Annotated in this window: 8 protein-coding genes and 1 pseudogene; 6 read left to right on the top strand and 3 right to left on the bottom strand. The window is 71.9% G+C overall.

Annotated features, from left to right (window positions below):
* Positions 1-5 precede the first annotated feature (5 nt).
* Positions 6-2,069, bottom strand: a complete 2,064-nt coding sequence (locus ACIGXE_RS11130) for a PhoX family protein (RefSeq protein WP_399746345.1) — start codon at positions 2,067-2,069, stop codon at positions 6-8.
* A 209-nt stretch (positions 2,070-2,278) separates the two neighbouring features.
* Between ACIGXE_RS11130 and ACIGXE_RS11125 the strand changes: the two genes are divergently transcribed.
* The 4 genes and pseudogenes from ACIGXE_RS11125 (at position 2,279) to ACIGXE_RS11110 (ending at position 7,069) form a co-directional block, all read left to right on the top strand.
* Entirely contained in the window at positions 2,279-4,222 is a 1,944-nt protein-coding gene (locus ACIGXE_RS11125) for a VWA domain-containing protein (protein ID WP_399745785.1), read from the top strand.
* A gap of 135 nt (positions 4,223-4,357) precedes the next feature.
* The gene (metG, locus tag ACIGXE_RS11120) at positions 4,358-5,965 is read left to right on the top strand and encodes a methionine--tRNA ligase (protein ID WP_399745783.1); all 1,608 of its coding nucleotides are present in this window, start codon (positions 4,358-4,360) and stop codon (positions 5,963-5,965) included.
* Positions 5,922-6,434 (top strand): annotated as a pseudogene (locus ACIGXE_RS11115) (RHS repeat domain-containing protein); the annotation flags it as partial. The gene metG and the pseudogene ACIGXE_RS11115, both read left to right, overlap by 44 nt.
* Positions 6,435-6,742: 308 nt before the next feature.
* The gene (locus ACIGXE_RS11110; protein ID WP_399745781.1) at positions 6,743-7,069 is read left to right on the top strand and encodes a hypothetical protein; all 327 of its coding nucleotides are present in this window, start codon (positions 6,743-6,745) and stop codon (positions 7,067-7,069) included.
* 388 nt (positions 7,070-7,457) lie between these two features.
* Here the strand turns inward: ACIGXE_RS11110 and aspS are convergent, their stop codons facing one another.
* Entirely contained in the window at positions 7,458-9,278 is a 1,821-nt protein-coding gene (gene aspS, locus ACIGXE_RS11105; protein ID WP_399745779.1) for an aspartate--tRNA ligase, read from the bottom strand.
* A 140-nt stretch (positions 9,279-9,418) separates the two neighbouring features.
* On the opposite strand from aspS, the gene ACIGXE_RS11100 reads away from it, so the two are divergent.
* The gene (locus tag ACIGXE_RS11100) at positions 9,419-11,530 is read left to right on the top strand and encodes a SpoIIE family protein phosphatase (protein WP_399745777.1); all 2,112 of its coding nucleotides are present in this window, start codon (positions 9,419-9,421) and stop codon (positions 11,528-11,530) included.
* Positions 11,531-11,852: 322 nt separating this feature from the next.
* Positions 11,853-12,674, top strand: a complete 822-nt coding sequence (locus ACIGXE_RS11095; protein WP_399745775.1) for an MBL fold metallo-hydrolase — start codon at positions 11,853-11,855, stop codon at positions 12,672-12,674.
* On the opposite strand, the gene ACIGXE_RS11090 is transcribed toward ACIGXE_RS11095, so the two are convergent.
* Positions 12,671-13,831, bottom strand: coding sequence for an AI-2E family transporter (locus ACIGXE_RS11090; protein WP_399745773.1), 1,161 nt, complete (start codon positions 13,829-13,831; stop codon positions 12,671-12,673). The two genes, ACIGXE_RS11095 and ACIGXE_RS11090, sit on opposite strands and share 4 nt — an antisense overlap.
* Positions 13,832-14,003: the final 172 nt, after the last annotated feature.

Below are 14,003 nucleotides of genomic sequence, written 5' to 3'. Positions count from 1 at the left end.
CGGACTTAGACGCCGATGTCGCGGCCGTCGGTACGCCAGACGGAGACGACGGCCGGGCGGACGATCCGGCCGGGTCCGTCGGGCCAGACGGAGGCCGGCTTCTCGACGGAGGCGCCGTCGACCTCGCCCGGGTGCTGGACGGCGACCAGGACACGACGGTCCTGGACGATCGGGCCGCAGGTCTCGGCACCGCGCGGAACGGTCAGGAACTGCTTGAGCTCACCGCGCCGCTCGCCGTGCGTGGCGACGCCGAACAGGCCGTCGTGGGAGCCCAGCTGGTTGCCGTCCGTGGAGATCCACAGGTTGCCGTGCGGGTCGAAGGCGACGTTGTCCGGGCAGGAGATCGGGGACACCTTGTCCTTGGGGAAGCCGGAGAAGTAGGTCGCCGGGTCGTTCGGGTCGCCGGCGACGAGGAACAGACGCCAGGCGAAGCCGTCGGAGGCCGGGTCGTCCCAGTGCTCGGCGAGCTCCAGGACCTGACCGTGCTTGTTGAGGTTGCGGGGGTTGGCCTCGTCGGCGCCCGGGTTGGTGCCCTTGCCGCGGTTGGAGTTGTTGGTGAGCGCGACGTAGACGCGGCCGGTACGCGGGGAGGGCTCGATGTCCTCGGGGCGGTCCATCTTCGTGGCGCCGACCTTGTCACCGGCGAGCCGGGTGAAGACGTACACCTCCTCGGCGGTCATGCCGGGCACGTGCGAGACGGCGCCGTCCGGACCGGCGGTGGCCAGCGGGATCCACACGCCGGAGCCGTCGAACTCGCCGTCGGAGGGCAGCTTGCCGGTGCCGTCGATCTCGGCGGCGGGGCTGTCGCCGGTCAGCTTGGCCACGTAGAGGGTGCCCTCGTCGAGGAGGGTGAGGTTGTGCGCGTGCGCGGCCCGCGAGCGGCCCTTCTTCATGGGCTTGCTGCCGACGAACTTGTAGAAGTAGTCGAAGCGCTCGTCGTCGCCCATGTAGACGACGGGACGGCCGTCGGCGGTGAGGCGGGGCTGCGCGGCCTCGTGCTTGAAGCGGCCGAGCGCGGTGCGCTTGCGGGGCGTCGACTCCGGGTCGTACGGGTCGAGCTCGACGACCCAGCCGAAGCGGTGCGCCTCGTGGGGCTCCTGCGCGAGGTCGAAGCGCTTGTCGAAGCGCTCCCACTTGCGCTCGGTGGCGCCGGTGCCGATGCCGTAGCGCTTGTCGGTGGCGCTGGAGCCGTGGGCGAAGTACTGGTTGAAGTTCTCCTCGCCGTGGAGGGTGGTGCCCCACGGGGTGGTGCCGCCGGAGCAGTTGTTGAGCGTGCCGAGGACGGTACGGCCCTCGGGGTCGGCGGAGGTCTTCACCAGGTCGCCGCCCGCGGCGGGACCGGCGAGCTCGAACTCGCTGGTGGCGGTGAGACGCCGGTTGAGGTGGTGGCGGGTGACGGCGGTCAGCCGGCCGGTGCGGTGCTCCTCCTGGACCACGACGACACCGAGGCCGTGCGCGGCCCAGGCGATCTCGACCTGCTCGCGGGTCGGGTTCTCGGGGTCGTAGCCCCGGAACATCAGGACCTCGTCGGTGTACTCGTGGTTGGCCACGAGCACCTGGCGGTGCGGCTCGCCGCGGAGCGGGAGGAGCGAGAGGAAGTCGTTGTTGTAGCCGAACTGACCGGCCTGGGCGGCGGCGGTCTGCTTCTCCGGGTCGAAGGCGGGCGCGCCGCGGAGGATGGGCTCGCCCCAGCGGATCACGACGTTCTGGGCGTAGCCCTCGGGGACGGTGACCTGGTCGTCGGTGTTGGGGGCGACCGGCTCGAACCGGAGACCGCGGGCCCCGTCGGCCTTGCCGCCGTGCGGCCCGTGACCGCCGTGCGCCTCGGCGGCCGGCGCGTTGCCGAGGACGACGGCACCGCCGGCGGCGGAGGCGACGGTGACGACGGCGGCGGCCCGCATGACGGAACGGCGCGACAGCGCCCCGGCTATGACGTCGCCGACGTACTCGTTGGCGCTGGTGTTGGGCACCTCCTGGAAGCAGGCGTCACCGCACCGGAACCGGCACGTCAGGGCGGAACGGCCGCCTCCGTGCGAGTGGTTGCTCAGCATCGGCAGCAGTTTGCGCACTTCGTCCTCCATGGTTCGGCTCTGTCCGCGGTGACGTTATGGGCGCGTGTCTGCAGGTCGGAGGCGACAGAGTGAACGCGCGATGAATGCGCGGCGTCCGGGGGCGCCCGGGTCGTAGGGCGCGGCGAAGGTGGCCGCTAACCTTACGTGTCCGCCCTGGCCAGGGATGAAGGACGCATACCGCCCAACTCATGCGAAGGGGTTCGCCCATGGGTATTCGGAGCTTGCTGCGCAAGGTATTCGGCCGCGACCGCGCGAACGACGCCGAACCCGACGTCCCGGCGACCTCCGTCCCGGCCCAGGGAGCGGCACCCGAGACGGAGACCACGGCGGACACGGCGCCGGCCGCGACGCCCGTGACCGCGGAGGCGGCGGCCACGCCGGCCGCGGCTCCGGCGGTCGCGCCGGCCCCGGCCGACCCGGCGGCCGACCCGGCTCCGGCGGAGGCGGCCGCGGCGCGTGCGGCGGCGGACCTGGTGGCGGCCAGCTTCGACAACCCGCAGATCCCGGCGGCGCGACGCGCTTCGTCCGGGGCGGGCGGTACGGACGCGGACGCCGATGCGACGGAGCCCGGTGACACGGACGCGGCGGAGCCGGCGGCCACGGCTGGGGCCGAGCCGGCGGGCACGGCTGAGGCCGAGTCCCAGGGCGCGGGCGAGGCGGAGCCGGCGGACGCCGAGGCCCAGGCCGAGGAGACGACCGAGGACGCGACCGAGGAGCCGCAGGCGGTCACGGCGGACGCCGAGGCAGAGACCCGGACCGAGGACGCGACGGAAGAGCCCCGGACGGTCACGGCGGACGCCGAGGCAGAGGCCGAGGCCCCGGCGGAGCAGCCGCGGGCCGAGGCGGCGGACGCCGAAGCCGAGCCGGTCGCGGACGAGGCGGAGGCCGAGGCGCCGGCGGCGCAGGAGCCGGTCCGGGCGGTGGACGCCGACAGCACCGCTCCCGACGAGGCCAAGACCGAGGACGAGGACGCCGCCCCGCAGCAGACGGCCGCCGAGACGGAGGCTGCCGAGGCCGAGGCGCCCGCCGAGACGCCGGCGCCCACCGCGCCGGAGGGCCCGGCGGCGGAGGACACGGCGAGCACCGAGCCCGCCACCGAGAGCGAGCCTGCCGCCGCGACCGAGCCCGCCACCGAGAGCGAGCCTGCCGCCGCGACCGAGCCCGCCACCGAGAGCGAGCCGGCAGCCACGGCCGAGGAGGCTCCCGCCGCCACGGACGCAGACCCGCAGGCCGACGACGACACGACCGAGGCCCCGGCCCCGGCGGCCGAGGTCGACGAGCCCGAGGCGCAGGCCACGGACGACGCCGGCGCCGAGGCCGACGCGACCGAGGCGCCCCTGGCGGCGAGCGCGGAGGCCCCGGAAGCGGCCACCGCAGAGCCGGCCACCCCGGAGACGACCACCACGGAGCCGGCCACCGCCGAAACGGCCACCGAGGAGCCGGCCACCGAGGAGCCGGCCGCCCCCGAGACGGCCGCCGCTGCCCCCGCCCTCTCCCTCCCCCGTCTCAAGGCCGCCGCCCCCCACCTCGTGGACGCCTACAAGGCGGCCGGCGCGGTGCTCAAGAAGCAGGGGCTGACGGGTGCGCGGGCGGCGGTGTACCTCGTGGTGGACCGCTCCGGCTCGATGCGCCCGTACTTCAAGGACGGCTCGGTGCAGCGCCTCGCCGAGCAGACCGTGGCGCTCGCGGCGCACCTCTCCGAGGACGCGGCGGTCACGACGGTCTTCTTCTCGACGGAGATCGACGGCACCGCGGAGCTCCGCCCCGCCGACACCACCCCCGACCGCGTCGAGACGATCAACGCGACCCTCGGCCGGATGGGCCGGACCAACTACGACCGCGCGGTCGCGGAGGTCCTCGCCCTGCACGAGAAGAGCGCGGACCCGAGCCGGCCCGCCCTGGTGGTCTTCCAGACGGACGGCGCGCCGGAGTCGAAGACGGCGGCGACCCAGGCGCTGACGGAGGCGGCCGAGGGCACGGCCCAGGTGCACTGGCGGTTCACGGTGTGGGGCGAGGAGGACAACAAGGCCTTCGACTACCTCCGTAAGCTCGCGACTCCCCGTACGGGCGTCCACTTCGCCGGCCCGGCCCCGGTGGAGACCCCGCACGCCGCGTTCTACAAGGGCCTCCTCGCGGACTGGTCGCTGTAGGGACCGGGCGGGCGAGGACGGCCCCGCCCTCGCAGGCCCCCGGAGGCCCGGCACCGCACGCGGCACGCGTACGGGCGCCGGGCCTCCGGCGTACCCCGGCGAGGGCAGCACCTCCCGGCCGTTAAAATTCGCACCATGGCGGCCACTGGATCCGAGAAGCAGGGGACGAAGGCGTTCTACGTCTCGACCCCCATCTACTACGTCAACGACGCTCCTCACCTGGGCCACGCCTACACGACCGTCGCAGGCGACGTGCTCACCCGCTGGCACCGCCAGCGCGGTGAGAAGGTGTGGTACCTCACCGGCACGGACGAGCACGGTCAGAAGATCATGCGCACCGCGGAGGCGAACGGCGTCACGCCCCAGGAGTGGTGCGACAAGCTCGTCGAGGAGGCCTGGAAGCCCCTCTGGGAGCACCTGGACATCGCGAACGACGACTTCATCCGCACCACGCAGAAGCGCCACACCGACCGCGTCCAGGAGTTCGTGCAGGACCTGTACGACAAGGGCGAGATCTACAAGGGCGGCTACGAGGGCCCGTACTGCGTGGGCTGCGAGGAGTACAAGCTCCCGGGCGATCTCATCGAGGCGGAGGACGGCACGAAGCTGTGCCCGATCCACAAGAAGCCGGTGGAGATCCTCAAGGAGGAGAACTACTTCTTCAAGCTGAGCGAGTACGGTCCGAAGCTGCTCGAGTTCTACGAGGCGAACCCGGGCTTCATCCAGCCCGAGTCGGCCCGTAACGAGGTCGTGAACTTCGTCAAGCAGGGCCTGCAGGACCTGTCGATCTCCCGCTCGACCTTCGACTGGGGCATCCCGATCCCGTGGGACGACAAGCACGTGATCTACGTGTGGGTCGACGCGCTCCTGAACTACGCGACGGCGGTCGGCTACAACGAGAACCCGGCGAAGTTCGAGGAGACCTTCCCGGCCGACGTGCACCTGGTCGGCAAGGACATCCTGCGCTTCCACGCGGTGATCTGGCCGGCGATGCTGATGGCCCAGGGTCTCCCCGTGCCCGGCAGGGTCGCCGCCAACGGCTGGCTGATGGTCGGCGGCGAGAAGATGTCGAAGTCGAACCTGACCGGCATCAAGCCGCAGGACCTGACCTCGCACTTCGGCGTGGACGCGTACCGCTGGTACTTCCTGCGGGCGATCGCGTTCGGCAGCGACGGCTCCTTCTCGTGGGAGGACTTCACCGCGCGCTACACGTCCGAGCTGGCCAACGACTACGGCAACCTCGCCTCGCGGGTGGCGGCGATGGTCGGCAAGTACTTCGGCGGCGAGCTGCCGGCGGCGACGGCGGACGGCGACGCGGAGAAGGCGGTCCACGAGGGCCTGGCGAAGGCCGTGGCCACGGCCGACACCAAGATCGGCGAGGAGCTGGACTTCCAGGGCGGCATCCTGGCGATCTTCGACTTCGTGAAGCAGGTCAACGGCTACATCACCGAGCAGGAGCCCTGGAAGGTCGCGAAGGACGAGTCCGAGCAGGGCCGCGCCCGCCTCGCCACGATCCTCTACACGGCCGCGGAGTCCCTCCGCGCCGTCGCCGTCCTGCTCAACCCGATCATGCCGGAGACCTCCCAGAAGCTCTGGGACTCCCTCGGCGCGGAGCCGGCCCTGGGCGCCCTGGCCGCCCAGCCGGTCCACGAGGCCGGCACGTGGGGCAAGCTCCCGGCGGGCGCCACGGTCACGAAGGGCGCGATCCTCTTCCCGCGCCTGGAGGACCCGAAGAAGGACTGACCCTCCTTCCGTCCTCCACCAGCACACCCCAGCGGCCGCCGTCCCCCACCGGGACGGCGGCCGTGTGGTCCGGGCCGACCGGTGGACGGAGCGGTACGCGTACGACGAGGCCGGCAACCAGACGGAGGCCGCCTGGCCGGGCGCCCCGGAGGCGGCGGGCCCCCGCTCGTGCGCCGGCACCCGCATCACCCGCGCTGGCGCGGTCCGCTACGAACACGACACCCAGGGCCGCACCGTTCTCCGCCAGAAGACCCGCCTGTCGAAGAAGCCGGACACCTGGCGCTACGCATGGGACGCCGAAGACCGCCTGACGTCCGTCGTCACCCCGGACGGCACGGAATGGCGGTACGTCTACGACCCGCTCGGCCGCCGCATCGCCAAGCACTCCCCGACGGAGACCGTCCATTTCACCTGGGACGGAACGACGCTCTGTGAGCAGTCCACCGAGGCCCTCACCCTCACCTGGGACGGAAAGGTGATCGAGGACTACACGTTCCATGAGGTGTACTCGGACGGTCGCTATGTCTACGACCCGACGCTGAGCGACCAGCCGATCCCTCGGGGGGACTATGAGCGGGCACTTCGACTTTCCAACGAGGGAGAGAAGATCTTGAGAATCAGCGGAGAGTACAAAATGCCGTCCCCGTGGGGGTGGCGTTGAACGGGCCCACCTCGCAAGGCAGAAGCAGCCGGGCCAAGCAGGTATTGCAGGGCTTCGATCAGGTCGTTTGGTTCAGGTCGCCAACGGAGCGACATCCGCTCGAAGGGCATCTCCAAGTGGCCTTCCTGGCCTGGCGCTTTGCGTATCCTCGCGAAGAATTCAAGGCCGTTTTCGAGGAGGTGGTGCGTTCGGCGCCCCAGAAGACAACGTGGGAGTTCAGGCCAGGGAAGAAGAACTGGTTGATCGTCCCCGTTCGGCTCATCGAGGAATCAGGGCCCGGCACACGAGACTTCAACGAAGCCATTGCCTCGATCTCCAGGAACGACCAAGCGTTCTGTGCCGACACGGCAGCGGATCTCGAAGCCATTCTGATTTCCTTGGCAGAGGCCTCGAATCATTCTTCCGAAGAACCGACGCGGTCGCCGGACACCCCTGAGGACTGAAGCCGCCTACTGCACTCGGGTGCGGCCGGTCCGCGTGGGTCGGGGTGCCAGGCGGCCGTCGGTCCCACGGGACCGTCAGCCACGGACTGGCCGGGTCCGCCGTCAGGGCGCCTCCCCGGCTCCTGCTCACAGCCGCCGAAACAGAACACCTGGCCCCGGGCGTCGCCGCCTGGCTGGAGCGGGACGTCGCCCCGGACGCCGTACGGCACAGAGACTGCCGCGCCAGTGCGGAAGCCGGTCACCCCCGCGAGTGAACCCGGCCCGCAGCCACCGCCGCTTCCGCCGAGGAGATCTTCGCCGAAGGCCGGTAGAGCCACGGCGGACGCGAAAGGGGCCCGGAACCGTGCGAGACGGTCCCGGGCCCCTCAGAGCCGGAGGCTCAAGCGCGTCAGCCGCGGGCCGCGTCCGGGTGGACCGACTCCGTGATCGGGCGGTCCTCCGTGACCTTCTTCTCGACCGGCTTGCGGAGCTGGATGTTCAGCTCGCGCAGGCGGGACTCGTCCAGCTCCGTCGGGGCGCCCATCAGGAGGTCCTGGCCGTTGCCGTTGAGCGGGAAGGCGATGATCTCGCGGATGTTCGGCTCGTCGGCGAGGAGCATCACGATGCGGTCGACGCCCGGGGCGATGCCGCCGTGCGGCGGGGCGCCGTACTCGAAGGCGCGGAGCATGCCCGCGAACTCCGTCTCGACCGTCTCGCGCGAGTAGCCCGCGATCTCGAAGGCCTTGAACATGATCTCGGGCTCGTGGTTCCGGATGGCGCCGGAGGAGAGCTCGATGCCGTTGCAGACGATGTCGTACTGCCAGCCGAGGATGTCCAGCGGGTCCTTGGTCTCCAGGGCCTCGAGGCCGCCCTGCGGCATGGAGAAGGGGTTGTGCGAGAAGTCGATCTTGCCGGTCTCCTCGTCCTTCTCGTACATCGGGAAGTCGACGATCCACGCGAAGCGGAAGACGTTCTCCTCGAACTGGCCCGCGCGCTTGGCGGCCTCGACCCGGACCGGGCCCATGATCTTGGAGACCTCGTCGAACTCGCCGGCGCCGAAGAACACCGCGTGGCCGGGCTTCAGGCCCAGACGCTCGGCGAGGACCTTGACGTTCTCCTCGGTGAGGAACTTGGCGATCGGGCCGGTCAGCGCGTTCTCCTCGCCGACGCGGACCCAGGCGAGGCCCTTCGCGCCGAGGGAGACGGCGAAGTCGCCGAGGCCGTCGAAGAACTTGCGCGGCTGGTCACCGGTGTCCGGGACGGCGAGCGCCCGGACGTGCTTGCCGGCGAAGGCCTTGAAGTCGGAGCCCTCGAAGACGTCCGTGACGTCGACGAGCTCCAGGGCGGTGCGCAGGTCCGGCTTGTCGTTGCCGTACTTGAGCATCGACTCGCGGAACGGGATCCGCGGGAACGGCGAGGTGACGTGGCGGCCGCCGCCGAACTCCTCGAAGAGCTCGGTCATCAGCTTCTCGATCGGCTGGAAGACGTCCTCCTGCTCGACGAAGCTCATCTCGACGTCGAGCTGGTAGAACTCGCCCGGCGAGCGGTCGGCGCGGGCGTCCTCGTCGCGGAAGCAGGGCGCGATCTGGAAGTAGCGGTCGAAGCCGGAGATCATCAGCAGCTGCTTGAACTGCTGCGGCGCCTGCGGCAGCGCGTAGAACTTGCCCGGGTTCAGACGGGACGGGACGACGAAGTCGCGGGCGCCCTCGGGGGAGGTCGCGGCGAGGATCGGGGTCGCCATCTCGTTGAAGCCGAGGGCCACCATCTTGGAGCGGATGGCGGCGATGACGGCCGAGCGCAGCATGATGTTGCGGTGCATGCGCTCGCGGCGCAGGTCGAGGAAGCGGTACTCCAGGCGCCGCTCCTCGTTGACGCCGTCGTCGGTGTTGATGGTGAAGGGGATCTGCTTGGCCGCGCCGAGCACCTCGACCTCGGCGGCCTCGATCTCGATCTCGCCGGTGGCGAGTTCGGGGTTCACGTTGTCGGCACCGCGGGAGACGACCTTGCCGTCGACGCGGACGACCGTCTCCTTGGTCAGCTTGTCGAGGACCTCGGCCGCCGGCGTACCGGGGCGGGCGACCAGCTGGGTGATGCCGTAGTGGTCGCGGAGATCGATGAAGAGGATGCCGCCCAGGTCGCGCCGATTGTGCAGCCAGCCGCTCAGCCGGACGTCGGTGCCGACGTCAGAGGCGCGGAGCTCGCCGCAGGTGTGGGACCTGTACCGATGCATCGTCGTTCATCCAGTTCTTCGGGATCCTTGGTGGGTGCCGGACACACACGTCCAGCCGTCCCAGGGTACCGGGACACCCAAGATCGCGATTCGAATACTCTCAGTGGCGACCTGCTGGCCGATATTCATAAAGTAGGGCAATGCGCACCGAGGACGTCCTGGCCGCGATCGCGACGGGCCTGTGGCGCTGGGACAACGCTTCCGGGGTGGTCACCCTCGACGCCGAGGCGGCCCGGCTGCTCGGGCTGCCCGCCGAACCCGTGCAGCTCTCCGAGGCGGCCGTGCGCTCCCGCTTTCATCCGGTCGACTGGAACGAGATCGACGGGGTCGTCGCCCTCGCCGTCGCCGAGGGCACCCTCGCCGAGGCCCGGCTGCGGATCATGGACGAGCGCGGGCGGGTGATCCGTACCGTACGGAGCAGGTCGAAGCCGCTGATCGACGGGGACGACTACCAGCTGGTCGGCACCCTGCAGGAGGTCGCCGAGCCGCAGCCCGGCACCGCCGCCCGGACCCCGATCACGGGTGACTGGCGCCGCTCCCGCGAGGCCTTCCTGCTCGACGCCGGCCGGGCGCTCGCCGAGGCGCGGTCGACGGCCGAGGTGCTGCGGGTGGCGGCGTCGCTGTCGATGCCGGGCTTCTCGCCGGACGGGCTCGCCGTCTTCGGCATGTCGGGCGAGCGGCTCACGGTCATCGGGCACCACGGGCACGGCGACGGCGACGAGGGGCCGTTCAGCTCGATGACCCTGGACACCGACTATCCGGCGGCCGAGGTGGTGCGGACGGGGCGGGCGATCTATCTGCCGACCCCGGAGGAGTACGCGCGCCGCTTCCCGATGACCTGGCCGCTGGCCCAGCGCTTCGGCCGCCGCTCCTGGGCCTTCGTCCCGCTCGTCGTCGCGGGGCGCACGATGGGCGCGTGGATGGCCGCGTTCAAGCATCCGGTGGTCTTCACGCCGGACGAGCGCAGCGTCCTGACGACGGTCGCCCGGATGCTGGCGCAGGCGCTGGCCAGGGCCGGCGTCGCCGAGTCGGAGCGGGAGCTGTCGCTGGGACTGCAGCGGACAATGATGCCGGTGCTCGGACCGGGGATCCCGGGCATCGCGGTGGCCGCGCGGTACGTGCCCACGGGCGGCGGGCTCCAGGTCGGCGGCGACTGGTACGACATGATCCGGCTGCCCGGCGGGGCCGGCCCGGGCCGGATCGCCCTGGTCATCGGCGACGTGCAGGGACACGACGTACGGGCCGCGGGCCTCATGGGCCAGCTGCGGATCGCGCTCCGCGCGTACGCCTCCGAGGGGCACCGCCCGGACGCGGTGCTCTCGCGGGCCTCGCGCTTCCTGTACGGGATCAACGACGGCACGGACGGCGACGACGGGGAGTTCGGCGGGCCGCGGTTCGCGACCTGCCTCTACCTGGAGGTCGACCTGGACACCGGCGTCGTGGAGATCGCGCGGGCCGGGCACCCGGAACCGGCGGTACGGATGACCGACGGAACGGTTCTCCTCAGGCCGACGGCCGGCGGCCTGCCCCTCGGCATCGTCCCGGACACCGACTACCCCACGACCCGGCTCACCCTGGAGCCCGGCGAGACGCTGATGATCTGCACCGACGGGCTCCTGGAGACCGGCGGCCACGACCTGGACAGCGGCTGGGAGCGGGTCAGGAAGCTCCTGGAGGCCGACGACGGCGAGGACCTGGAGGGGCTGGCCGACCGCCTCGTGGAGGCCGTCCACGGCCCCGGCTCCCACCACACCACCGGACCGCTCGCCGACCGCCGCGAGGACGACATCGCCGTCCTCCTCCTGTCCCGCCAGGGCACGGCCGTACGGGAGGCCCCGCGCCGCACGATGATGACCGTCGCCCAGGCCGAGCCGGAACGTATCGCCACCGCCCGCGAGCAGGTGCGGCAGCTGCTGCACGACTGGACGGACGGGGACCAGGTCGACTCGGCGGTCCTGATGGTCTCCGAGATGGTCACCAACGTCCTCGTCCACACGGACGGCGACGCCCTGCTCGTGGCCGAGGTCGTCTGCCTGGAGAACGCCCGCCGACTGCGCGTCGAGGTCGCCGACGCCAGCGACGAACTCCCCCACAGGCGCCACCCGGGCGAGATGGCGTCCAGCGGACGCGGGCTGATCCTCATGGAGATGCTCGCGGACAAGTGGGGCGTGGACCCGCGGGGCGAGGGCAAGGCGATCTGGTTCGAACTGCACGAGCAGGACACGGAGAAGGCGTGCGTGCCGCGCGGCTGAGGGGTGGGGGGCCGCCGAGGGTCGGGTGCTGAGGAGGGGAGACGGCGGCCGGTCCGGCGGCTCCCGGCGGCTCGACGCGGCGGCGCCTGACGGGCGGGCCGGTACAGGGCTTCCGAAGCGGCGACTCGACGCGGCGGCGCCTGACGGGCGGGGCCGGTACAGGGCTTCCGAAGCGGCGACTCGGCGCGGCGGCGCCTGACGGGCGGGGCAGGTACAGGGCTTCCGAAGCGGCGACTCGGCGCGGCGGCGCCTGACGGGCGATGCCCCGTCCGGGGGCGGAGACTGGTGTCGTACGGCCGCCGGGGGGACCACGGAGCCCGCCATGGATACCCACAAGCTCGGCAGCGACACCACGGTCCTGGCAGACAGCATCGAAGTGCCGGGCATCGGACACATCCCCGTCAACGCGTACGTCCTCACGGCCCGCGAACCGGTCGTCGTCGACACCGGCCTCTCGATCGCCGACCGGGACTTCGTGGACACGCTCAGCTCGGTGCTCGACCCGTCCGACATCCTCTGGATCTGGCTCACCCACCCGGACCGGGACCACACCGGCGGAATCTTCGACCTGCTGGTGGCGGCGCCGCGGGCGCACGTCGTGACCACGTTCCTCGGCGCCGGGATCATGAGCACCGAGCGCCCGCTGCCCATGGACCGCGTCCACTTCCTCAACCCGGGCCAGTCCCTGGACGTCGGCGACCGCCTTCTGCGCGCCTTCCGGCCGCCGCTCTTCGACAACCCGGCCACCGTCGGCTTCTACGACGAGAAGACCCGCATCTGCTTCAGCTCGGACTGCTTCGGCGGCCCCATGCCGACCGCCGAGCTCGCCGAGAGCGGGCACGCCAACGACCTGAAACCGGAGGAGCTGCGGGCCGCGCAGCTGCTGTGGGCGACGGTGGACAGCCCGTGGGTGCACATCGTCGACGAGGCGAAGTACCGGGCGTCGATCGAGCCGCTGCGGGAGATGAGCCCGGAGATCGTGCTGTGCACGCACCTGCCGCCGGCCGTCCGGATGACCACCCGCATGATCGAGACGATCACCATGGCGCCGGACGCGGACCCCTTCGTGGGCCCGGACCAGGCAGCACTCGAGGCGATGCTGCGGTCCTTCGAGCCGGGCAGCACCCCGGCGGCGGCCACCTAGCGGGCGCTGGGGGGCGGCCCGTCGGACGGGCCGGCCCCGTGTAGGCCGCGCCCGGGCGGGCCGTCCCCGGTCGGCCCGTCGGGCGGGCCGTCCACCCCCGGCTCGGCCTCGTACCGGCCGCGCAGCTCCCCCAGGACCCCGAAGAAGGCGGCGGTCAGCGGTACGGCGAGCAGCATGCCCAGGATCCCGGCGACGGACGCCCCGGCGGTGATCGCCAGCATGACCGCCGCCGGGTGCATCTGCACGGTCCGGCTCTGGACCATCGGCTGGAGCACGTGGCCCTCGATGACCTGGACGGCGAGCACCACCCCGAGCACCCACAGGGCGATGACGAAGCCCCGGTCGGCGAGGGCGACGAGGACGGCGACGGCGCCGGAGAGGAAGGCGCCGAGGTACGGGATGTAGGCCGTGACGAACACCAGCGCGGCAAGGCCCACCGCCCCCGGCACCCGCAGGACGAGCAGGCCGATCCCGATGAGGAGCGCGTCGACCAGGGCCACGAAGGTGGTGCCGCGCATGAAGCCCTCGACGGCCTCGAAGGCGCGCCGCCCCATGGCCTCCACCGTGTCGCCGGTGGAGCGCGGGGCGAACGAGCGCAGCACCTCGGCGGCGCGGTCGGAGTCGCGCAGGAAGAAGAAGATCAGCAGCAGGGCGAGGACGGCGGTGGCGAGCATCTGGCCGACGACGCTGAGCCCCGAGATCACCCCGGACGCGGCCGTGCCGCCGAACTTCTCCAGGAGCTTCTGGGCGTTCCTGGCGAGGTCGTCGAGGCTGGTGCCGGCCGCGCCGAAGTGCCGGGCGATGTCGAGGCCGGCCTGCCGCAGCGAGGCGACGATCTGGTCGCCGGTCTCGAGGATCGCGGCGACCACGATGTACGTGGCGCCGCCGACGACCGCGAGCACGGCGAGGACGGTGAGCCCGGCGGCGAGCGACTTCCGCACCTTCATGCGGAGCAGGCGCCGGTAGAGGGGGCCGAGCAGGGCGGTGCCGAGGAGGGCGAGCAGGGCGGGGGTGACGGCCGTCTTGAAGACGACGCACAGCCAGACGAAGACCGCCGCGACGCCGGCGACCAGCAGCGCGACGACGCACCAGGCGGCGGTGCGGCGGGCCCCCTCGGGCAGCAGCGGGCGCTCGGCGGCGGGGGATTCGGTGGGCACGCCTCCACCGGACCACGCCGTCCGGCGTGTCGTCGCGCGCTCGACGCCGTACGGGTGACGCCTCGTCAGTGCACGTCAGGGGCAGGGGCGGACCCCCTGAAGTGACCCGCGTCACATTCTGTAAGACCGGCCTTCTCCCCGGTGTCCTGTGGCCGAGCCTGGGCCCGCGCCC

The organism is Streptomyces sp. NPDC053431 (assembly GCF_044544925.1).
In the GTDB taxonomy this organism is placed as follows: domain Bacteria; phylum Actinomycetota; class Actinomycetes; order Streptomycetales; family Streptomycetaceae; genus Streptomyces.
This window is presented reverse-complemented; position numbering and strand designations above follow the sequence as displayed.